The organism is Blautia faecis (assembly GCF_027662325.1).
Classification (GTDB): domain Bacteria; phylum Bacillota; class Clostridia; order Lachnospirales; family Lachnospiraceae; genus Blautia_A; species Blautia_A faecis.
In genome coordinates, this window is sequence record NZ_JAQDKY010000021.1 from 1 (window position 1) to 22,264 (window position 22,264).

At 45.5% G+C, this 22,264-nt stretch carries 15 protein-coding genes; 5 read left to right on the forward strand and 10 right to left on the reverse strand.

From position 1 onward, the window contains the following. Nucleotides 1–103: 103 nt before the first annotated feature. Both PGQ38_RS10895 and PGQ38_RS20655 read right to left on the reverse strand, forming a co-directional pair. Nucleotides 104–2,134 (reverse strand): GGDEF domain-containing protein, encoded by a 2,031-nt coding sequence (locus PGQ38_RS10895; protein WP_270431690.1) that lies wholly within the window; start codon nt 2,132–2,134, stop codon nt 104–106. A 217-nt stretch (nt 2,135–2,351) separates the two neighbouring features. Beyond that, the gene (locus PGQ38_RS20655; RefSeq protein ID WP_416385869.1) at nt 2,352–2,540 is read right to left on the reverse strand and encodes a DUF6783 domain-containing protein; all 189 of its coding nucleotides are present in this window, start codon (nt 2,538–2,540) and stop codon (nt 2,352–2,354) included. On the opposite strand from PGQ38_RS20655, the gene PGQ38_RS10900 reads away from it, so the two are divergent. From PGQ38_RS10900 to glgD, 3 genes are all read left to right on the forward strand, one after another. Next, nucleotides 2,534–2,764 carry a hypothetical protein gene (locus tag PGQ38_RS10900; protein WP_179988292.1) on the forward strand — a complete coding sequence of 77 codons (231 nt, stop codon included), beginning with the start codon at nt 2,534–2,536 and terminating at the stop codon, nt 2,762–2,764. The genes PGQ38_RS20655 and PGQ38_RS10900 overlap by 7 nt on opposite strands. A 155-nt stretch (nt 2,765–2,919) precedes the next feature. Beyond that, nucleotides 2,920–4,062, forward strand: a complete 1,143-nt coding sequence (locus tag PGQ38_RS10905; protein WP_270431694.1) for a glucose-1-phosphate adenylyltransferase — start codon at nt 2,920–2,922, stop codon at nt 4,060–4,062. A 1-nt stretch (nt 4,063) separates the two neighbouring features. Further along, nucleotides 4,064–5,179 carry a glucose-1-phosphate adenylyltransferase subunit GlgD gene (glgD, locus tag PGQ38_RS10910; protein WP_195992467.1) on the forward strand — a complete coding sequence of 372 codons (1,116 nt, stop codon included), beginning with the start codon at nt 4,064–4,066 and terminating at the stop codon, nt 5,177–5,179. Between the two features lie 88 nt (nt 5,180–5,267). Here glgD and PGQ38_RS10915 read toward each other — a convergent pair whose 3' ends face one another. Further along, complete coding sequence (locus PGQ38_RS10915) at nt 5,268–7,694, reverse strand: GGDEF/HDGYP domain-containing response regulator (RefSeq protein WP_270431697.1); 2,427 nt, start codon at nt 7,692–7,694, stop codon at nt 5,268–5,270. A 407-nt stretch (nt 7,695–8,101) separates the two neighbouring features. Here PGQ38_RS10915 and fliB point away from each other — a divergent pair, with 407 nt between their 5' ends. Continuing rightward, nucleotides 8,102–9,268 (forward strand): flagellin lysine-N-methylase, encoded by a 1,167-nt coding sequence (fliB, locus tag PGQ38_RS10920; RefSeq protein WP_270431699.1) that lies wholly within the window; start codon nt 8,102–8,104, stop codon nt 9,266–9,268. A 43-nt stretch (nt 9,269–9,311) separates the two neighbouring features. Then, entirely contained in the window at nt 9,312–9,947 is a 636-nt protein-coding gene (locus tag PGQ38_RS10925; protein ID WP_118581935.1) for a GNAT family N-acetyltransferase, read from the forward strand. Nucleotides 9,948–10,082: 135 nt separating this feature from the next. Here the strand turns inward: PGQ38_RS10925 and PGQ38_RS10930 are convergent, their stop codons facing one another. The 7 genes from PGQ38_RS10930 to PGQ38_RS10960 all read right to left on the reverse strand — a co-directional run bounded on the left by PGQ38_RS10930 (nt 10,083) and on the right by PGQ38_RS10960 (nt 22,217). Continuing rightward, nucleotides 10,083–12,473, reverse strand: a complete 2,391-nt coding sequence (locus PGQ38_RS10930) for a glycoside hydrolase family 31 protein (protein ID WP_270431701.1) — start codon at nt 12,471–12,473, stop codon at nt 10,083–10,085. Between the two features lie 132 nt (nt 12,474–12,605). Next, complete coding sequence (locus PGQ38_RS10935; protein WP_270431703.1) at nt 12,606–13,970, reverse strand: GH1 family beta-glucosidase; 1,365 nt, start codon at nt 13,968–13,970, stop codon at nt 12,606–12,608. A 215-nt stretch (nt 13,971–14,185) separates the two neighbouring features. Then, nucleotides 14,186–16,705 (reverse strand): beta-mannosidase, encoded by a 2,520-nt coding sequence (locus tag PGQ38_RS10940; protein WP_270431705.1) that lies wholly within the window; start codon nt 16,703–16,705, stop codon nt 14,186–14,188. A 297-nt stretch (nt 16,706–17,002) separates the two neighbouring features. Further along, a complete protein-coding gene (locus PGQ38_RS10945; protein ID WP_118582054.1) occupies nt 17,003–18,811 on the reverse strand; it encodes an amylosucrase in 1,809 nt (602 codons plus the stop codon). 73 nt (nt 18,812–18,884) lie between these two features. Beyond that, on the reverse strand, nt 18,885–20,378 hold the full coding sequence (locus tag PGQ38_RS10950; RefSeq protein ID WP_270431708.1) for a glycoside hydrolase family 32 protein: 1,494 nt from the start codon (nt 20,376–20,378) through the stop codon (nt 18,885–18,887). A 97-nt stretch (nt 20,379–20,475) separates the two neighbouring features. Further along, nucleotides 20,476–21,339, reverse strand: coding sequence for a carbohydrate ABC transporter permease (locus PGQ38_RS10955; RefSeq protein ID WP_330382723.1), 864 nt, complete (start codon nt 21,337–21,339; stop codon nt 20,476–20,478). Continuing rightward, complete coding sequence (locus tag PGQ38_RS10960; protein WP_118581952.1) at nt 21,336–22,217, reverse strand: carbohydrate ABC transporter permease; 882 nt, start codon at nt 22,215–22,217, stop codon at nt 21,336–21,338. The genes PGQ38_RS10955 and PGQ38_RS10960 overlap by 4 nt, the downstream gene beginning before the upstream one ends. Nucleotides 22,218–22,264 lie beyond the last annotated feature (47 nt).

The window sequence follows — 22,264 nt, forward strand, 5'->3', positions numbered from 1 at the left end:
TTTCTTAAGTTTATGATGTTGAGTTCAGCTGGTGGTTTCTCTTTGATTTAACAAAGGGGCTTGTGATACCGCTCTAAAGGGTGGTATCACAAGCTCCCAATTCTCACGCACCTTCATCATTCGCCCTGCTCACCGACTTCTTCCTATGCTTCTTCGCCTCATAAAGCTGCTGGTCTGCAAGGGAAATCACCTGCTGGATATCTGTGGAGATATTTGGGCGGAATTCGGCAATTCCAAGGGAAATCTCCACCAGAAAGGGCTTGCCGGATTTTTCATTAAACAGCTTACATGCCATCTTTACACGCTCCCGGAACTTCTCCCCGAAGTCGGCTTCCTCGCACTCCAGCATGATAATATATTCATCACCGCCCACACGGCCCAGAATATCATTGCTGCGCAGACATCCCTTTAATATTTCGGCAACACTCCTAAGGGCAAAGTTCCCTGCCGGATGCCCCCAGGTGTCGTTAATCTCTTTTAAGTGATCCAGATCACCGTAGATCATATATGCCCGCTGGCCATTCCCAGCCTGGCAAACCCGCCTGGTGTGCTCCATAAACCCGCGCAGATTCAGAAGTCCGGTCAGCTCATCATACTCGGAAATAATACCAAGAACGCGGTTTTTCTCCTTAATCTCTTCTATATCCCTGGACATCTCCAGCCGTCTGGCCGCCTCTGCCTTGCTTATCTCCAGATAATGCAGGGACAGACCAATCTGCAGGCTAATCACATAGAAGAACGGGAAATCCTCCTGGTCAATGTCACAGGCCAGAAGTCCATACTGCTTCTCCCCGGAAAAAAGAAGAAAGACCATAAACTGGTGGCGCTCTTCGTTCTCCATCAGATCACAGATTCCGTTTTCCTTCATAACCAGAGGTCTTTCATAAGCCGCCTTGGTAATGATCTTGCCATTCTCATAGCTGGCAGCAAGATGAAGGTTATAAGGGCAGGTCCACTTCCGTTTACCATCGTAGACAATCGGTTCATCCAGAAGAAAAAGATGAGTACATCTTGTATGAAGCTCCCGCATTTTCTCCATAATTTCCTTCAGAAAAGCCTGCTCGTCATCCATGCAGTCGTTTAAATCCCGGGCAAGAACCGGAATAAACCAGGATTTCCTCTGGAAACTGATCAGCTCCAGCTTCATTCCGGCAATGGTCTTATTCAGCCTGTGCACCTGGGCACCAAGCCCCATGGGTGTCTCTTTCTTCGAAACATCCTCTGACACACAGCCGCAGGACTCTCTTTTTACAAAAGAAACCGGCACGCGTCTGGATACCGCTTCTTTTCCGGGATCTTTTCCATCCAGGCGGTTTACCAGATCGTAGACTGCCATTTTACCCATAAGCTCTCCGTCCTGCTGAATTGTAGTAAGGGGCGGTTCCATCCCGGATGCACGCTCGCAGTCATCAAATCCGGTAATCATAATATCCTTGCCAACCACAAGCCCACGCTTCTCGCAGACACGATAGCCGGCAAAAGCCATCTCATCATTGGCAAATACAATGGCCTGGGCATCCGGGTTGCTATCCAGAAGGTATTCCACCTGTTTGTCCACAAACTCGGAATAGTCCCCCTGGGCAATCATTCCATGGGTTACAGGAAGCCCGTATTTCTTCATGGTTTCCAGATAAGCTTCCTTGCGCTCAATGGCATCTGTGTTATGCTCCGGTCCTGCCATGAACAAGATTCTGGACAGATGATGCTCTTCCACCAGATGAGAAATGACCATCGCAATACCACCTTTGTTGTCACAGATCAGGGAGTGACAATTGGGCACATCCACGACTTCTGTAAGAAAAACCGTGGTGATCCCATTATATTTCCGGGCAAATTCGTTGGGATCAACCTCCCGCAGCTGGATTCCCAGTGTTCCATAATTAATGATCAGACCATCCAGTCCGCCGATCAGGCTGTAGTCATGTATGGTATTAAATTGATAGTCATAGGAATTTTTCTGTTTGCTGCCCAGAACATCTTCAAAAAAGTCCTTCGTCCGGGTTCCCAGGAAAAAACAGACATTTACATCCAGCTCTTCCGCCGCCTCAGAAATCCCCTTGATATGCTCTTTTGGAAAATAGGTATGCACTCCTCCGATGAGAACTCCAAGATTATACCTCTTTTTTTCTTCCATCTTCACACCTCTCGCTGCAAAAATTTGATATTTTTTCTTTCTCCTTCATATCGCACTTCATCTGTTTTTCACGTTCTTTTTTATCCAAAATCAGCTTTTGGCTTTCGTCTATTATAACAATGTTTCCTATAGCATGTAAAGTCGCTTTTGTGAACTTTCGCTAAATATGTGAATATTTGAGCCCTTCATTGCAGTGCAGATTTTTTTCTGGTATACTTTAGACATCAAGCGTACATCTGTAAATTAAAGCAGTAAAGAATTGGACTTTATCGGTTATAGAGGGAACCGTTTTCATCGTCCCAGAGCATGTTTGAAAAAGGCTTTCTGCAAGATGTGCGTCACAATTTGTGGGAACAATTTTCCAAACACACTCTGGCGCTTGATAGGAAGGATAAAAAAATGGCAATTAACCCCATGAAATTACTTGAACTTAAGAACCTGTGGAACGCTTTTACAAGGCGTCACCCGAAATTCCCACAATTTATTTCCGCCGTACAGCAGGCCGGCATTTCCGAAGGAACCGTGATCGAAGTTCAGATCACCACACCAGATGGCAGAACTTTCACTTCCAACCTGAAAGTACAGCAGGAAGACATCGAAGCTGTGAAAAGTCTACAGAATTACCAGTAAATATTTGGCTAAATTTCATCTGGATTTTACAATATTTTTGCACAAAAAAATTGTATTTTTATCGAAAATATTGTATAATATAGCTTAAAGCATTCCTGTTTGCAGATACAGTTCCGCGAACAGCAGCCTTAAAGAAATGAAAGTGAGGGTTCACCATGAAACAGAACAGTATGTTAGCAATGATTCTGGCAGGCGGCCGTGGCAGCCGTCTTCACGATCTTACCAACAAAGTGGCTAAACCGGCAGTTTCCTACGGCGGTAAATACCGTATCATTGATTTCCCCCTCAGTAACTGTGCCAACAGTGGCATCGATGTAGTAGGCGTACTGACACAGTATGAGTCAGTTGAACTGAACAGTTATGTTGCAACCGGCGGACGTTGGGGACTGGATTCCAAGGACAGCGGTGTATATGTACTTCCGCCTCGTGAGAAAGCAGACACCGGACTCGACGTATATCGCGGAACAGCCGACGCGATTTCCCAGAACATTGATTTTATAGATCAGTATGATCCGGAATACCTTCTGGTACTTTCCGGTGACCACATTTATAAAATGAATTATGACAAGATGCTTGCCTTCCATAAAGAGAGACAGGCCGATGCTACCATCGCCGTTATCGAGGTTCCTCTTAAGGAAGCCAGCCGTTTCGGTATTATGAATACTGACGGCGAGACAGACCGTATCACCGAGTTTGTTGAGAAGCCGCCAGTACCTGAGAGCAATCTTGCCTCTATGGGTATCTATATTTTTAACTGGAAGCTTCTTCGCAAGCTGCTTCTTGCAGATATGAAGAACCCGGATTCCAACCATGACTTTGGCAAGGACATCATCCCTACTCTTCTTGGCGATGAGAAACGTCTTTTCGCTTACCGTTTCAAGGGCTACTGGAAGGATGTTGGAACCATAGATTCTCTCTGGGAAGCAAATATGGATCTTCTCAGCCCGGATAATGAGCTGGATTTAAGCGACCTTACCTGGAAAATTTACACCGAAGATGTAACCGCACTTCCGCAGTATATTGGCACAGAGGCCAGGATCCAGAACGCTTACATAACCCAGGGCTGTGTAATTGAAGGCGAGGTTACCAATTCCGTAGTCTTTACCGGAGCTAAGGTAAGACCAGGTGCAAAGGTAATTGACAGTGTACTTATGCCAGGTGCTATTGTGGAGGATGGTGCTGTCGTAATACGTGCCCTTGTTGCCAATGGCGTAAACATCGGCAAGGGTGCTCTTGTAGGAAGTGCTGACAGTGAGCACATCGAGCTGATCGCGAGACGAGTAAAGGGGGCCGAATAATATGTATAAAGCATTTGGAATTGTAAACTCATCATCCAGAAACATCCGTGTAGAGGGACTTGAGGACTACCGTCCAATCGGAGCTTTCTCATTCCTGGGCAGATACCGTATGGTCGACTTCCCGATTTCCAACCTGAGCAACAGCGGCATTGACCGCATTCAGGTCTACGTGAAAGAGAAACCAAGAACTCTGGTTTCTCATATCGGCACCGGACGTCATTATAACATTAACTCCAAGAGCGGACGGCTGCAGGTTCTTTTCACTGACAGCGACCAGAGAAACAATATCTACAACACCGATATTGCTTCCTATTACGAAAATATGGAATGCATCGAAGAAATGCATCATCCATATGTGGTAATCACACCAGATTACATGGTTTATACTGCTGATTTTTCCAAGCTGATCGAGCAGCATATCCAGTCTGAGGCTGACATTACCCTGCTTTATCACGCAGTAGACAATGCGAAGGATGCTTATCTGAACTGTAATATCCTGAATCTGAACAAGCAGAAGGGTGTGCTCTCCATTGAGCCAAACCACGGAAATGCCAAGAACCGCAATATTTTCATGGACACCTACATTATGAAGAAGGATCTGTTTATCGAGCTGATCCGCAAGGCAAAGGCAATTTCTTCAGCCTTTACTCTTGCAGACATTATCAATGAGCTGCATAATGAGCTGGATGTAAGAGGAGTTTCCCACCGCGGCTTCTTCGCTTCCATCACAGATTTCCAGAGCTATTACGACGCCAATATGGATCTGATCGATATCAAGGCTGCACAGACACTTTTCGATCCGGAATGGCCAATTTATACCCGTACCAATGATTCCTGTCCGACTCACTATTATGAGACCGCCCAGATCCGCAACTCTGTCGTTTCCAACGGCTGTCAGGTGGAGGGAACCATTGAGAATTCCATTCTCGGTCGTGGCTGCATTATTCACAAGGATGCCGTGATCAAAAACAGTGTAGTTCTTTCCGGTGCTGAAATTGGTGAGGGCGTACATGTAGAAAATCAGGTAGTAGACAAGATGGTCAAAATCCTTCATGTGAAGGAGGTTGTCTCAGATCCGGCACTTCCTGGATACATTAAGAGAAGAGATATTCTGTAAATATTGCATTCCAGAGCCTGTTTGGAAAATCAAACACACTTAGGAAAAACAAAAGTCCCGAGCGGTTTTGCCCGCCGGGACTTTCTTTTTATATTCTTACCTGCTCCAGCATTTCCTCTACCCTGCCTGGTATACTGGTACCGGCAGTAACAAGCTTCAGCTGCACTCCAGGCAGCTCCGGAAATCTCAGAGCCTCTACCCTTCTACACATTTCCTTCTGGATTTCGGAAAGCTCCTCTTCCGTAACCTTAAAAAATACTGTCACAAAATCATCTCCGGAATATCTGAGCACATCGCCTTTGCCAGCCGCAACATCCCGAAGCACACCAGCCACCTGACGAAGCACATCATCTCCAGCCTGATGTCCGAAATTCTCGTTAATTCTTTTAAAGTTCTTAATATCTGCAAACATAAGAGCTGCTGCATTGTCCATCTTGCTCAGCTTCTCCACATAATAGCGTTTATTATAAACTCCGGTTACCGGGTCTATATAAACCTTCTCCTTATGAATCCTTACAGATGACAAGATCTCATCCTTGGAATACCCATCGGGCATAAACTCACCATCTATCCTGGTAGCCATCTCCAGACAGCAGGGCTTCCCGTCAATCTCCACATACATGGATACCACCTGATACGGATCCTCCCCTGCAACCTCAAGCTTTGTCATGCGCTTCCTGGTCTGCATGCTGAGTCTGGAAATACAGTTGCTGCATTTTTCCAGGCAATTCCATATGTCTGAGCAGGCAGTTTCACTCTCCCACATTTTTCCGTCTTTTTCTATATGGATAACCTTATTCGTTATAGGATCTACATATCGGACCAGATCATAGGAGATCTGCAGGTACTGAAGCAGAAGCCACGCTTCCGTTCCATCTGTGGAGAAGCCGCATTTCTTAAATCGGTCATAAAAACTGGAAAATTCTGCGCTGCGGTCTTTTTCCAGGACTTTCAAACCTTCCTCCCGGACGTTTTCCATAACCATATAGTCATCCGTAATATCTGTCAGCTTTCCAACAATGCCTGTATAGCCTTTTTCAGCACCATCCGTCCAGATTACCCTGCATTGGCACCGGTAGTGGCAGGGATTTTTTCCATCTGTGAGAAAAAGATTGCTTACCACGTCCGGCGTTTCCCGGGTGGCCTGGGTAATCTTCCGGATAAGCCGTTTCAGGGATTGCTCCTCCACAAGGTCTTTCAGCACACCGCTCTGCAACGGGGAAATTGAAGGTTCTGTAATCCCGCTTCGTTTACAGCCAGCCTGGTTAAAGGTGAGTAGCGGCGGTGAAATGGTATAAGTAAAAACAATATTTCTGCTGCCCTCTGCCAGGAAATTATAGCGCATTCTCTCAAATTCCAGCTGCTGCACAATTTTCTCTGAGGAATCCATCTCAAAATCGTGAAATCTGCTGGCAATATCAGAAAGGTCTGTCTGTTCATACCTTTCCTTAGATTTATAGCCCATTTTTTTCTTCAGGGAAGAAGAAATATCCAGAAGGCACTCCAGCATCAACGGATTAAATGCACCGCACTGTCCTGCCAGTATCATCTCGATGGCCTTCTCATGGGAATAAGCATCTTTATAGCATCTCTCACTGGTCAATGCGTCATATACGTCAGCTAACGCCACAACCTGTGCTGAAACAGGGATTTCTTCCCCTTTTAATCCATCCGGATATCCGCCTCCATCGTAGCGTTCATGATGCCAGCGGCAGATCTCGTATGCAGTCTTGACAAGAGGCTCCTCCTTCTGGTCAAGTGGCAGTTCTGACAGCATATTGGCTCCTGCCATGGAATGTCCCTTTATTACTGCAAATTCTTCGGCTGTAAGTCTGCCTGGCTTATTCAGGATTTCATCCGGAATACTGATCTTGCCAATGTCATGAAGCGCAGAGGCTGTGGTAATCATCCGGATCTGCTCCTTGCTCAGGGCATATCTGTTATTTTCCTTCTGAACCAGCTGGCGAAGGAGCATTTCTGTGATTGTCTGAATGTGCAGCACATGAAGTCCGCTCTCCCCATTGCGGAACTCCACTATATGAGAGAGGATATTGATCATCAGCTTGCTGCTTTTTTCTCTCTCGTAAATCTGATTGGAAACAATACTGGTCATTCGGCGCTGCTTGGCTCCAAGAAGTATGGCATTGGCCGAACGGCGTAATACCATATTTGCATCAAAGGGCTTTCCGATAAAATCAGTGGCGCCCAGATCATACCCACGTTTTATGTAAATAGGTGAATTTTCTGACGAAATAATCACAACCGGAATAGCATCAATCCAGTGTTCTTTATTCATATAAGAAAGAACCTCGAAACCATCCATGTGGGGCATAACAATATCCAGAAGAAGCAGGGAAATCTCCTCGGCCTGCCTCTGAAGGCAGTCAACTGCCTGCACACCGTCGTTCACCTGTATGATATCATATTCCTCTTCCAGAATTGCAGCTAAAAGTTCGCGGTTCATTTCTGAATCATCCGCTATAAGAATCTTTTGTTTAGTTATAACTTCACTCATTTTATAATTTCCCTCGCTGGTGCAGGTACCCCCCCCCACGCCAGTTTCCGTTTTACTGTTAAGCTGACAGCTTTTATAATATGGGTGCTATCATGTCCTGATATTTCTGTCGTTTCATGTGAATTTTTCTTCGGTCTGAAATTCTTAAAATTTGTTTTGGAAATTTCAACAGAACTGTCAAGATTTAATTATCGCAGTGCAGGTATCAGAAAGCTATCGTTCGCGGACTGGTCAATAGCTGCCTAAGTTCTTTCCGATCCTAACTTTACCTATATGAGTTTAACAGTCCGCCGCATGAATGTCAACCATCTATAACTTTTTTTGTCCAGAGGATTTACACAGCTTTGAAATACCGTTACAATAGTTGTATTTGAAATATACTGATCACTGTTACCAGGAGGTTTTTTATGGAGATTACAAGACCTGATTATTATAAAGAGTTTTCCTGTATTGCAGGTGCCTGTCCCGACACCTGCTGTGCCGGCTGGCAGATCGTCATTGACGACAAAAGCCTGAAAAAATATAAGCGTGTGAAGGGTACTTTCCGGAATCGCCTTCATAATGACATTGACTGGAAGGAGAAGGTTTTCCGTCAGTATGAGAAGCGGTGTGCATTTTTAAATGAGGACAGCCTTTGCGACATCTACAGCGAGGTTGGAAAACGAATGCTTTGCGACACCTGTCGGAAATATCCGCGGCACATTGAAGAATTTGAAGGTCTGCGGGAATATTCCCTGTCTCTTTCCTGTCCGGAGGCAGCCAGGATTCTGCTTGGCAGAAGGGAAAAGGTAACCTTCCAGACAGCGGAGGTTCCCTCCCCGGAAGAAACTTATGATGATTTTGACTATATGCTTTTCACTGCCCTTGAAGATACCAGGGAATACTTTCTTGAGGTGCTGCAGAACCGGCAGATTCCCATGCGGCTTCGTATGTGGAAAATACTGGCTGCAGCCAGTGATTTCCAGCGCTGTGTAGACCGGAACCAGCTTTTCAAATGGGAAGAGATCCGGGAGCGCCATAAAGCCTCCGGATATGGCGAAGCCTTTACTTCCAGGGTGCAGAAGCATATGAATAAAAAGGCTGCGCCAGATGAACTTCTGAAGACCATGTGGAAGGCGGTTGTTCCCCGAATGGAGGTTCTAAGACCGAGTTGGCAGGAATTTCTGAAGAAGAATTTGCAGGCGCTTTATAGCAGTGCAGAATCTTCCGGTGTCTCCCCCGCTTCTGTTTACTCTCAGAACCGGGCTGATTTCGAAAAGGCTTACCCGGACTGGAATATTCAGGAAGAGCAGCTACTTGTGTATTGGATTTACACATATTTCTGCGGTGCTGTTTACGACGGCGAAATTTTCGCCAAGGTAAAAATGGCTGTGGTCTGTACCCTGCTGATTCATGAGCTGGATATGGGCGCTTACCTGAAAAATGGACGGGTGTTCTGTCTGGAAGACCAGATAGATATTTGTTACCGTTTCTCCAGAGAGCTGGAGCATTCAGATCTGAACCTGAATGCGTTTGAAGATTTACTTGCTGCTGATAAGCTGTTTGCTCTGGAAAACATGCTGAAAATCTGTTAGCAGCTAAAATTTTCGTTTGCAACTACAAAGGAGGAATCTTGCCATGTCATTACCAGTTATCATCCGCCCGGCATCCCCAGAGGATGCAGAGGCGCTTCTTTCCATTTATGCACCTTATGTAAAGCACACTGCAATTACCTTCGAATATGAAGTTCCCTCTGCAGAAGAATTCCGGAAGCGGATTGCACACACACTACAGCATTATCCTTATCTTGTAGCCGAACGGGAAATAAACAGCTCCGCACCAGGCATCAAGGATGAAGGGAACTGCAGTGCATGTACTGAAATTGCAGGCTACGCCTACGCAGGACCGCTCCACGCCCGGGCAGCCTATGCCTGGTCTGTGGAAACTTCCATCTATGTAAGAGAATCCGAAAGAAAATCCGGAATCGGCAAGGCGCTTTACGCTTCTCTGGAAAAAGCGCTTGCCGCCCAGAATATGACCAACCTGAATGCCTGCATCGCCAGTCCTGTAGTGGATGACGAATATCTGAACCATAACAGCATTCAGTTTCATCAGCATCTGGGGTATTCCATGGTAGGAGAATTTCACAAATGCGCTTACAAGTTCGGGCGTTGGTACAATATGGTCTGGATGGAGAAGATCATCGCCGATCACCCCGACAGACAGCCCGATGTGATTCCCTTTGCACAGATTCCTCCAGAGATTTACTGCTGATTTTAAATGCTTAACAGAAAAAAAACACTTCAATGCTGTATGCGGACTGTTTTCTCCCTTAAATAACAGCTTATTAAAACACCCGGGAGCAAATACTCCCGGGCTTTTTACTGTCTTTCATATTCTGTTTATATCTTACTCTATCGCAGTCAGAATCTCTCCCACTGCTCCCACAATTCCTTCTTCCGGATGCATTGCGGTAAGCTGGGTGAGTTTGGCGGCATTGGAAATTTTCTTGTCCAGAATTTCCATGATGGCTGTTTTCTCCATGTATGGGATTTCAGCCTGGTTGAGAAGAGTGAATACCTGGGTTTTCACATCATTCTCACGAAGCTCCGGAGCTCCCAGAGTAATGATAATTTCAGCTGTTGCAGAGGTTTCCGGAACACTTACCACCAGGCAGCCAAGTGCTTCATCGTACTCTTTAAAAGCTTCTACCTCTGTGCCTTCCACTTCTACGGTAACCTCGGTGTCCTTCACACCCCAGAACTCTACAGTCCAGGTTCTCTTCTGCGGGATCAGTTCCAGCCTGCCCGCTGCCTTGTGGATGACGAAGCGGCCAGTGCTCCACTTCAGATCCATGTCTGTGAGAACGCACTCGTCTTTCAGGTAAGCGTTGGACTCGTTGTCGTCTTCGTAAAGCTGGAAGCTGCCGTCTGCACCGCCGTATACACGGATGGTCATAGTTTCCGGATTTCTGGCTGCTTCCTGTCCAAAGATTTCCTCAGTCATCGGCACAATGGCACCTGCTTTTGCCAGAACCGGTATTGAATGAAGGTCACGGTACATATCCATCTCTCTGTCGCCGGAGTATACCAGACCTGTGAAGAAATCAATGTAAGTACCCTCTGGCAGCCATACATGAGTCCTGGCTCTTCCTACGCCCTGGACAGATTTCTCCGTAACAGGCGCTACAATAAATGCGGTTCCATACTCATATTCATTCTTCACTGTGTAAGCCACCTGCTCTGCCGGATATGTGTAGTACATTGGCAGAATCAAAGGCGTGTTCTCTTTATATGCTCTGTAGTTCATAGTATACAGATACGGAAGCATCTGGTGACGGAGTCTTAAGAACTCCTTCATAACCTCACCGATCTCCATAGGGAACTGCCACGGTTCTTTTCCCATAAACTCATTTTTGCTGCTGTGCAGACGGTTAATTGGAGAAAATACGCCAAGCTGTACCCAGCGAAGTGCCAGCTCATTGTCACGATAGCCAAGCATATGCCCACCGATATCATGGCTCCACCAGCCATATCCAATATTGGAAGCTGTGCTGGTAAAATAAGGCTGGAAATTCAGGGACTCCCAGGTTACGATACTATCACCGGAGAAGCCTACTGGATATCTGTGTGAACCAGGTCCTGCATATCTGGAAAAAGTAAGAGGACGTTTTCCATCGCGGGCATTGTCCAGGTAATGATAGTGGTTCAGCATCCACAGTGGATCCAGACCAGGGACCTTCGTGATATTGCCCTGCTGCCAGTCGATCCACCAGAAATCAACGCCTTTGTTTTCCTCTGGATGAAGCACACATTTGAAATATGCTTCCAGGAATTTGCGGCTTGTGATGTCAAAATCAATGGGAGCTTCGTGTTCGATATCTACATCTCCCAGCTCCTTCGCCATAGCCGGATATGCTTCCTCGAAGGCGCGGATTCCACCAGCTGGATGAAGGTTTACAGAGATTTTCATTCCATGGTCATGAAGCCAGTTCATAAAACGCTCCGGATCCGGATAGTACTTTTTGTTCCAGGTATATCCGGTCCAGCCACTGCCATATTTGGGCTCCACTTCCTCTACCAGGTGCCAGTCCATATCCAGAACACCAACAGAAAATGGGATCTTCTCTTTCTCAAAGCGGGTTACAAGCGCCTTGTAGCTGTCTTCTGTGTAAGCGTAATAACGGCTCCACCAGTTTCCAAGGGCATATCTTGGGAGCATAGGAGTTTTTCCGGTGAGACGGTAAAAATCATTCAAAGCTTCTTTGTAATCATTTCCATAAGCGAAAACATAAATGTCCACCCCATCTCCTGTGCGCACCTGAGTCCATCCGTTTTCATCCAGCACCAGAGAATGGCTGTCATCAATCTGAGAGCAGCCGCTTCTGGACATAATTCCCTCCTGGAGCGGGCATTCCCCATCTACCTCATCCAAAGTTCTTGCAGTTCCGCCAAGATTGTCTCCTTTTTCCCCATAATACCATACTGCACCATAGGCGTTCTGACCGCCTACTGCGTTTAAGTTCAGACTGTTTTTGGTAAAAGGTCCGCCGGCATAAGTAACATGCATTCTGTCGGTAAAAAGCTCGAAGCCTTCCCCCTTTTTCTCAATGCGAAACTCCACTGGATCAAATTTACGGTTCCATACGATCTGGGTTGGACGGTCTTCGAATTTGCCGTCTTCCCGGTACTCCATTCGGATCAGGCAGGGAGTCAGCAGGGTGAAGCGGTATTTATCGCCCTGGATGGTGTTCTCCGGTCTGCCAACTGGTTCCATCGTCCACAGATTATTCTCAAACATATGTGTATCCTCTCAAATACTTAAGGTTTTTAGTTGTTTCTATATACGTTTTCTACTGCTTTTTCAACCAGTAAAAATTGCTGCTATACTTTTCTTTCTGCCCCTCTGATTTGCCATGGGCAACCTCCGGAATTACAGATTCTCTCCGTTTGTTTCGATAATATTCTTGTAGAAATATGCGGAATCCTTCCAGATCCGCTTCTGTGTATTGTAGTCTGTATAAACAAGTCCGAATCTCTGGGAATATCCGTATGCCCACTCGAAATTGTCCATTACGGACCATGCGAAATATCCTGCCAGATCCACACCGTCCTCAGCTGCACGCTTGTAAGCGCCAAGATAACGAGCCATAAAATCTACGCGGGCCTGGTCGTGAACCTTTCCGTCCACACCTACCCAGTCATGGGAAGCCATGCCATTCTCTGTGATCATAAACGGCTTCTTATAACGCTCCTGCATAAATTTTGGCGCCCAGTACAGAACCTCCGGAGTTACCGGCCAGCCAATTGCAGTCTGTGGGAAACCATCGTAACGTGCTGCGCGGACTGCTTTTCCAGCCTCACCGGCACGAACGGTTACGGCATTGTAAATGTTCTGTCCAAAAAAATCAAGTGGCTGTGAAATCAGCTTCATATCGGCATCTGTTACTTTCGGGAAAAACTGTCCAAATTCTTTCAGAATATCCTCTGGATACTGTCCCAGATAAACCGGATCACAGCAAAGAGCAACGTCCCAGCTGCAGGCTCCGATGGAGTTCTCCGGGAGACTGAAGTTTGCTTTTCTTGCGGCTTCAATATCTTCCGGCTTGTTTGTTTCCGGAACATAAAGGGCTCCACATGGTGCCATACTGATCTTTACAGGCTGTTTGCTGAACTCACGAAGCGCTTCTACTGCACGTCCATGGGCTTTCAGTACGTTGTGCCAGATACGGAAATAATCGGATGGGCCAACCTTCAGTCCTGGTGCATGCTCACCGATCTGATATCCAAGGCCAGCTATGCACTGCGGCTCATTGATGGTGAAGAAATTCTTTACTCTGTCTGAGAAATGCTCTGCCACTACTTTTGCATACTCGTAAAACCAGGATGGAGAATTTGGATTCATCCAGCCGCCCTGTAAATGAAGTGCGTATGGAAGATCCCAGTGATATAAGGTAACAAATGGCTCAATTCCGTTGTCCAGAAGTTCATTGATCAGGTTGTCGTAGTATTTCAGACCTTTTTCATTGACTGTGCCTGTGCCTTCCGGCATGATGCGCGCCCAGGAAAGAGAAAAGCGGTATGCTTTCATGCCCATTTCTTTCATGATCTGAACGTCTTCTTTGTAGCGGTGATACTGGTCGCAGGCTGCATCACCTGTCTGGTTCTCATAAATGTGTCCGCCGTCTTTGCAGAAAATATCCCAGATGTTCAGACCTTTTCCGTCTTCATAAGCAGCGCCTTCTACTTGGTAGGAAGCGGTTGCACCGCCCCAGATAAAATCTTTCTTAAATCCCATGGTGTAATTCCTTTCTCTATTATGTGTGAGGAGAATTTTTTAAATATGTGTTTCGATTCTCCTGATTGATCTATGTCTCGTAACATTTTATGTGATCACTCTATTTTTACTTGTGTTTAATTTCCACAAACTTCTGTCTGTCAGCAAAAATTACGTATCTGACGTTTTGATGCGGAATGCGATTCGTATGTACTACTATTTTCGCACGCATTTTATTAATGATATGTGTGATAAATATCGTAAATCCGAACGCCGTCTCTGGAAATCTTCTGGTTTTCTACTGGTACAAGTGTGACTGCTTCCTTGTCTGTAAATGCAACCACATTCTCGTTCCAGATGGTATCCGCGCTGATTCCCTCCAGCATGCAATACGGAACAAAAGTATCTGTCTGAATGGAAACGCTTCCGTCTGCATTCTCAGTTACCTTAAATGCAGGATCTTTCAGTTCCAGATATTTGACTGGAACAAATGTCTCGAATTCTTTCTTGGAAACCTTCTGTCCGTTCTGTTCATACTCATATTCGACAACAAAGAATACGCTGTCATCACGACCTGCGATCAATTCCTTGTATTCTTTCTCAAACAGGCATTCCGCACTGAGTGCAGGTACTTCTTTGGATACTTCCTGCTCCTCGATCACCTGGAAGTCCAGTGTTTTCACCGCGATTTTCGCTTTTACCGTTACCGGGTCAAGTGTCTCGTTTGAAATCCAGAAGCCTATGTGAGTCTCTTTTTTCTCAATGCTTCCTGCCACATTGTCGCAGAAGCCTTTTGCCATATAATGGAGGGCCTTGTATCTTCCGTAATAGTCCATACTGGACCAGGACGCAACCGGCCAGTTATCATTGAACTGCCAGTAAATACTTCCCATACATCTGCCTCGGTTTCTTCTCCAATGCTCCGTTGCTTCCTTCATGGCGTATCCCTGAAGAATCTGGCTTAGAAAGATCAGGCTTTCCAGGTCTTTCGGATAACGGAAGGTCTCAGATAAATAATATAGAATCTTACCGTTTGCCGCCGGATTTTTCTGATGGCTCTCCATAACTCTGGAGAAAAGGTTGCGGTCTTTCTCCCCGGTAAAGGTCTCTACTGTCTTGATAGATGGAAGAGACTGGAAGCCGAACTCGGAGCAGAAACGGAAATAGTGCTTCATGTACTCACTGAATGGTTTCTGACCATGCCATACATCCCAGTAATGGCAATCGCCGCGGTTCTCATCACATGGATTATCAAAGCTTCCTCCTGATGACGGGGAAGACGGCCAGTAGAATGCATCTGGTGCATTTTCTTTTACCACATCTGCAAGGAGGAATTCGAACTGATACAGGTAGTCTCTCTTAAGAGACGGTGCATGTCCCTGGACATCCTTCCAGTCTGTCCATGCGCATTCCAGCTCATTGTTTCCACAGATCAAGCCAAGGCAGGCATGATTGCGGAAACGGAGGATATTGTCTTTTGCTTCAATTGCAATATTCTCTGCAAACTCCGGTGTTACGTCGTAAATGTTGCAGGCGTACATCAGATCTTCCCAAAGGAGAATTCCGTATTCATCGCAGAGATCGTAGAATTCGTCGGATGGGTAATATCCGCCGCCCCATACGCGAAGACAGTTAAAGTTTGCAAATACGCAGGCTTTTACATCGCGCTCCAGGATTTCTCTGGTGATTCTTGGGTAGAAGCAGTCATCTGGAATGTAATCTGCGCCCCGGGCAAAAATCTTTACGCCGTTTACCATGATAGCAAATTCCTGGCCCCACTGGTCATCCTCACGGGATACCGTGACGGTGCGGAGACCGATGCGGTACTCCCTGGTATCAAGAACGGTCTCGCCGGCTTTCAGCTGGATCGTCAGGGTGTATAAAGGCTGTTTGCCGTAGCCGTTTGGCCACCACAAAGCAGGGTTTGTTACGTTTATATCAGAGTCGGTGCCAGTGTAGATGAGAGCACTGGATGGATCACGGAGTTCGTAGAAAAGCTGTAAGCCGCTGACTCCGGGCTGTGCGCTGCCGCCAGATTCTGGCTGTGCTGCAGAATTTCCATTTGACTGCATAGCAGTATTTCCAGCTTTTACAACCTGTCCATCTGCTTTCTCAATTTCACTTCCAATATGAAGTGTCACGGCTCCATCCATATGCTCCTGGCGGATCAGGGATTCGCCCAGTCTTGCAGTATCAAAGCAGCAGAGCTCCACACCGCGGAAAAGTCCCGCATCTGGAAGCTTTGGGCCCCAATCCCAGCCGAACATGGAGTGTGCTTTACGAATGTACTGGCTTCCAGAGGTAGTTCCGGTGTTGGTAAAATGAATCTCTCTTCCTTTCTCCGGCTTGTAAGTCTCAATGAATTTTACCGGGGAGGCGATATGAAGTTCCAGAAGGTTCTCGCCTTCTTTTACCAGCTCTTTCACCTGGTAGACCCAGGTGCGGTGCATATTCTCAGTATGTCCAAGCTTCTTTCCATTTAAAAAGACATCTGCCACAGTATCAATTCCGTAAAAGGTAAGAAGAATCTCCTCACTGGCAATCTCTTCTGCGCTTACAGAAAAAGTGCTTCTGATGCCAAAATCATTTTTCCAGAATTCTGTCCATTTGTACTCATTCATTCCATAATATGGATCCGGAAGAATTCCTTCTTTGCAAAAAGTCTCCATGGCGGAGCCGGGCACATTCATGTCATACCAGGTGTCCTGGCCGCTGATGGATATCTGAAAATTGTCTTTTAAGTCTCGCTTTATCATATGGTTATCCTTTCTTGTCAGCAAGCCGTTCAAAAGTATTAAGATATGTAAATATAATTTAACAGTCCTATGAAGCAATGTCAACCATATACCAGTGGAGATTGTTACTGTTTATGAGTTGCTGTTCACGCCGACCAGTAACACGCTTCGCGATGCACAAAAAGACGAACCTTCTTGTGACAAGCACAAGAAGTAGCATTTGCTGCGCAAACTTAATTCTCAGGTTTTCTGTGAACTTTGTTCACAAAAAACACCCGGGAGTACAGAGACAATCCTCTGTTCCCGGGTGTTTCTTCATCAGTTAATTTTTTTCAGCCAGAAGAAGCCATATGCAGGCACATTTACACCTGCAGCCTCCATCTCCTGTCCGGTGATCAGATCCTTGTAAATTCCATCACGTTCATTAATCCATGCTGTCTTATCATATTCGCTGAAGTTAAACAGGCCGTAAATTTTCTCCCCTTCATAATAACGGCCAATGCAGAGAATACTGTTATCCCAGGTATCCACAGTCCAGGTATCCGCATTTGTCATAAATGCCTTCTCTGTTTTGCGGATTTTTTCCAGCTGGAGCAGACGTTTGTTCAATTTACCCTCCACAGTTCTGGCGTTGCCGCTCATGGCTGCGCGATCCCAATTCATAGCCCCTCTGTGAATGTATCGGGAATCCGGTGCTTTGTCCGGATCATTTTTGTATGAATAATCATTTACCTGTCCGATTTCATCTCCACTGTAGATCACAGGAATTCCTGACTGCATGAACATATAGGCATGAAGCATAACATCCAGCTGGATTGCTTTTTCCATTGCCGCTTTGTTTTTCTCAAATCCCGCCTTCTCAATACCGCACATGGAAGCGGTGGTTCCGCAGAATCTTGCATCTCCAGTTACCGGATCCTCATTGTAAAGCACTCCGCGGCTGTTGCTCTCCCCTGCAAAGCCCTGGAAATAGTCATTGAGATATTTCTTATGAGAACGTTCTTCAATGCCTTCCTGCTGAAGTGTGGCATAGTCCAGTCCCCAGCCAATATCATCGTGGCAGCGCAGATAATTCAGGAATACGTAATCCTTCGGCAGACCATTTACAATATCAAGCTGTTTTTTCAGAAGACGCACGTCCCTGGTGGCAACGGTATGCCATGTAGTTGCCATTGTAGTTACATTGTAAAGCATATGGCATTCCGGTTTTTCTACAGTTCCAAAGTACGGCACAACCTTTTCAGGCTCCATAACCACTTCTCCAAGAAGAATCACTCCCGGGCATACAATCTCGCTGATCAGGCGCATCATACGCACAATGGTGTGTACCTGCGGAAGATTCCGGCATGGTGTGTTCAGTTCTTTCCAGATATAGGGAACTGCATCAATTCGGATTACATCAATTCCCTTGTTTGCAAGGAAAAGGAAATTATACATCATCTCATTGAAAACCCGAGGATTTCCATAGTTCAGATCCCACTGATAGGGGTAAAAGGTGGTCATTACATAATGCCCGATTTCCGGCAGCCAGGTAAAGTTACCCGGAGCTGTGGTCGGAAATACCTGAGGCACTGTTTTCTCATAGAGGGACGGAATATACGGATTGTCGTAGAAGAAATAACGGCTCATATATTCCCCGTCGCCCTGGCGGGCTTTTTTTGCCCATTCATGGTCTTCCGAAGTATGGTTCATAACAAAATCCATACACAGGCTGATGCCTTTTTTGTGGCAGGCACCGGCCAGTGCCTCCAGATCATCCATCGTTCCCAGATTTTCCTGTACTTTACGGAAATCAGCCACTGCATAACCGCCATCAGAACGACCTTTCGGCGTATCCAGAAACGGCATCAGATGAATGTAATTTACGTTGTTTTTTTCCAGATAGTCAAGCTTGCTTTCCACACCTTTCATGTTTCCTGCAAAATTGTCTATGTAAAACATCATGCCAAGCATGTCATTTTTCTTATACCAGCCCGGATCTGCTTCACGCTTTTGATCCAGTGCCTTCAATGTGCTGCTTCGTTCTTCATAGAAGCGGTGCAGCTGATCGCATAACTCGAAAAACATGGAATCATTTCCATAAAGCTCCATGTACAGCCAGCGTAATTCATCTGTTTTCTTTGCCATACGATCCTGAAAGATCTTATCTGTTTTCTCTCTTTGCTTCACTTTATATCCTCCTCGTATCTACTGGCAATTCTCAAAACTTCAGCTCGTACTTTGTAACATCCATCTCCACTTTGCCATCTGCAAAGAAGGAAATTCCATCTGCCTCCAGATCTGTATAAATCGTTGCAGTCATCACATGTTCTCCATCATTTACAAAAATCTCAGCACTAAAGCGATCCAGGATCAGCCGAAGCTTAATTTCTCCATTTTCACTATTCACAAGGCTTCTTCTCTGATGGATAATTGCGCGTCTGGAACCGGAGAACTTACGGTCAATTTTCAATACGGATTCATAAGGGCGGAAGCTTACTGCTGTATGGTACGTATCATTCTGGGCAAAACGCACTGCAAATTTCTTATAAATATTCTGCGCATCTGCCGGGCGAAGAGTGATTTCCATATCCACGCATCTTCCCTCTATGCCATCCAGACGAATTACATCCTCAAAAGCAACATTCTTATATTCTGTCTTATTTGTGCGAAGCTTCTCAATTTCCCGAACCGGTTTCTGGATCAGGCGGCCGTCTTTAATGGAAAGCTCTCTTGGAAGGCTCATCTGTCCAAACCATTTTCCCTTCGGAATTCTGTTATTCGCACATGTATCCCAGTTCTGCATCCAGCCGATCATAATTCTTCTTCCGTCTGGTGCTTCCACTGTCTGCATTGCATAATAGTCGATACCATAGTCCACTGCCTGGTCTTTTTCCGGAATAAAGGTTTTGGTCTCCTCATCAAATTTACCAATCAGGCAAAGAGTTCCATCACCATTGTGGTACTCAAAGCCTTTTGGAAGCATATCCTGAGGGCTTACAAGTACTACATCTTTTCCATCCAGGGTAAAGAAATCCGGGCACTCCCACATTTTTCCGAATCTGCCATCATTAGAAAGCATTACGGATTCAAACTCCCAGTTAAACCCATCTTCACTTCTATACAGAAGAATACGGCCGCCTGTTCCGTCCGCCCTGTCATTTACGATCACGCAGCGGTAAGTGCCATCCTCGCATTTCCACATTTTCGGATCACGGAAATCAAAGGGGCTGCTGTTTTCCGGCATGTCTTCTGCTGTAAGAATCGGATTTCGTACATCCTTTTCATAATCCATCCCATCACCGACTGCAAGGCTTTGTGTCTGTATATCGCGGACACCTCCATCCGGCTGTGCTTCTTTTCGCACACTGGTGTACATAAAAAGCTGTTTTCCATCTGGAAGCGTAATGGCACTTCCTGAAAAACATCCCACATAATCATATGGCATGTCCGGGGCAATGGCTGCCGGAAGGTATTCCCAGTGAAGAAGGTCATCACTTACCGCATGTCCCCAGTGCATTGGTCCCCACTGGGAATCATATGGATAATACTGGTAAAATAACTGAAATTTGTCTTTGTAATAAGAAAAACCATTGGGGTCATTCATCCATCCAACTTTTGGAGATAAATGAAATTCCGGTCTCTCCAAAGGTGTAATATTCTGAGCCATTGCATCTTCGTATCTTCTGGCATCTCTTAAAGTCTGACTTATCATAATCATATCTCCTGTTGTTATTTATTAATCAAAACACATTTCAAGATAGTAATTATGGGGTCCAAAAATATTACTATCATTGGACCCCATTTTGGTTTTAACCTTTTACTGCTCCGGAGGTAACACCCTCAACGATGTAACGCTGCAGGAACAGATACAGAACCAGGATCGGAAGCATAGCCAGAAGGAGGGCGGCCATTACCAGTCCGAGGTCTGTTGAATAAGTACCATAGAATGCCTGTGTTGCAATCGGAAGAGTATACAGTTCTTTACGTCCGAGAACAAGGCTTGGAAGAAGGTAATCATTCCAGAATGCCATTGCATCAATAATCGCAACTGTTGCGATGGTTGGTTTCAGAAGCGGAAATACAATTTTCCAGTATGTCTGCCATCTGGTACATCCATCAATAAATGCTGCTTCTTCCAGCTCCATCGGAACGCTGGTGTGAATTGCACCGTGGAACATGAAGGTTGCCATGGAAAGGGAAAATCCCACATGCATAAGGATCAGAGTAATACGGCTGTTCAGTACTCCAAAGATACCACCGTAAAGAGAAACCAGCGGGATCATAAGTACCTGGAACGGAATAACCATAGATGCAATCATCAGGGAAAACAGAATACCGCATGCTTTCCATTTATTACGAACAATTACAAACGCTGTCATTGCAGAAAGCATAATTGTAAGGATCGTAGAAACTGTAGTAATCAAAAGAGAGTTTGTAAAAGATGTTGCAAAGTTCATCTTTTTCATGGCATCTGTAAAGTTAGTCAGAATAAAGCCGTGAGAGCCAACCAGTGCCAGCGGATCTGCCGTGATATCACCTTTTGTCTTAAACGCATTGAAAATTACCATGATAAACGGGAAGATAAATGCCAGAAACAGGATAACCAGCACTGCTATTGTAATAAAATGGCTGACTTTTTTCTTCTGAGCTGCTTTTTTGTTTTCATCCATCATGCTGCCACCTCCCCTTTCTTACCAATGTAAACCTGAGTAACTCCTACGATTGCGCAGACAACAAACAGAATTAATGCCTCTGCCTGGCCGGTACCGTAATTTTTGTAAGTAAATGCCTGATTGTATACGTGCATAGCTGCCATTACAGAAGAGTTAAATGGCTCACCTTTTGTCAGGGAAAGGTTTACATCATATACCATAAAGCATCTTGTGATCGTTAAGAAAAGACACTGTACAAAAGAAGATCTCATAAGTGGGATCGTTACGTTAATGGTTGCCTGTGTCTTGGTGCAGCCGTCGATCTGGGCTGCTTCCATAAGGCTCTTGGATACGCTCATAAATCCGGCTACATAGATCAGCATCATATATCCTGCGTACTGCCACACAGATACGATGATCAGACATGCCATTGCACCGTTGGTGGTTGCCAGCCAGGAGGTGGAAAGAGCACCTACAGAAAGAGATTTTCCAAGTGATACAAATGCACGGTTAAATACGAATTTCCATACATAACCAAGTACGATACCACCGATCAGGTTCGGAACAAAGAAGCCTGCACGGAAGAAGTTCTGACCTTTAATTCCGCTGGTAAGAAGGTATGCAAGGAAAAATGCTACCACGTTTACCAAAATTACAGCGATAACAGAATAAATCAAGGTACGTCCAAGTGCCTGCCAGTAAGCTGCATCCTGGAATGTAGCAATGTAGTTTGCCAGTCCAACAAATGGTTTGTCTTTTGAAACACCGTCCCAGCTTGTAAATGTAAGATATAATCCGTAGATAAATGGAAGGATTACAACTGCACTAAACAGGACAGTGGAAACGCCAGCGAACATCAAGTACTGTTTTACTTTATATTTCATGGTGTTTTGTTCCATAATCACGATCCCCTTTCCCTTTTCTTTTTTGTCTCCACCCTTTTCCC

What these genes read in the sequence shown, in the direction of transcription:
- PGQ38_RS10895 (WP_270431690.1), bottom strand. Translation starts at nt 2,134, where the DNA reads ATGGAAGAAAAAAAGAGGTATAATCTTGGAGTTCTCATCGGAGGAGTG.
- PGQ38_RS10915 (WP_270431697.1), bottom strand. Translation starts at nt 7,694, where the DNA reads ATGAGTGAAGTTATAACTAAACAAAAGATTCTTATAGCGGATGATTCA.
- PGQ38_RS10960 (WP_118581952.1), bottom strand. Translation starts at nt 22,217, where the DNA reads ATGGAACAAAACACCATGAAATATAAAGTAAAACAGTACTTGATGTTC.
- PGQ38_RS10925 (WP_118581935.1), top strand. Translation starts at nt 9,312, where the DNA reads ATGTCATTACCAGTTATCATCCGCCCGGCATCCCCAGAGGATGCAGAG.
- PGQ38_RS10945 (WP_118582054.1), bottom strand. Translation starts at nt 18,811, where the DNA reads ATGGCAAAGAAAACAGATGAATTACGCTGGCTGTACATGGAGCTTTAT.
- PGQ38_RS10930 (WP_270431701.1), bottom strand. Translation starts at nt 12,473, where the DNA reads ATGTTTGAGAATAATCTGTGGACGATGGAACCAGTTGGCAGACCGGAG.
- PGQ38_RS10940 (WP_270431705.1), bottom strand. Translation starts at nt 16,705, where the DNA reads ATGATAAAGCGAGACTTAAAAGACAATTTTCAGATATCCATCAGCGGC.
- PGQ38_RS10935 (WP_270431703.1), bottom strand. Translation starts at nt 13,970, where the DNA reads ATGGGATTTAAGAAAGATTTTATCTGGGGCGGTGCAACCGCTTCCTAC.
- PGQ38_RS10905 (WP_270431694.1), top strand. Translation starts at nt 2,920, where the DNA reads ATGAAACAGAACAGTATGTTAGCAATGATTCTGGCAGGCGGCCGTGGC.
- PGQ38_RS10900 (WP_179988292.1), top strand. Translation starts at nt 2,534, where the DNA reads ATGGCAATTAACCCCATGAAATTACTTGAACTTAAGAACCTGTGGAAC.
- PGQ38_RS10955 (WP_330382723.1), bottom strand. Translation starts at nt 21,339, where the DNA reads ATGATGGATGAAAACAAAAAAGCAGCTCAGAAGAAAAAAGTCAGCCAT.
- fliB (WP_270431699.1), top strand. Translation starts at nt 8,102, where the DNA reads ATGGAGATTACAAGACCTGATTATTATAAAGAGTTTTCCTGTATTGCA.
- PGQ38_RS10950 (WP_270431708.1), bottom strand. Translation starts at nt 20,378, where the DNA reads ATGATAAGTCAGACTTTAAGAGATGCCAGAAGATACGAAGATGCAATG.
- glgD (WP_195992467.1), top strand. Translation starts at nt 4,064, where the DNA reads ATGTATAAAGCATTTGGAATTGTAAACTCATCATCCAGAAACATCCGT.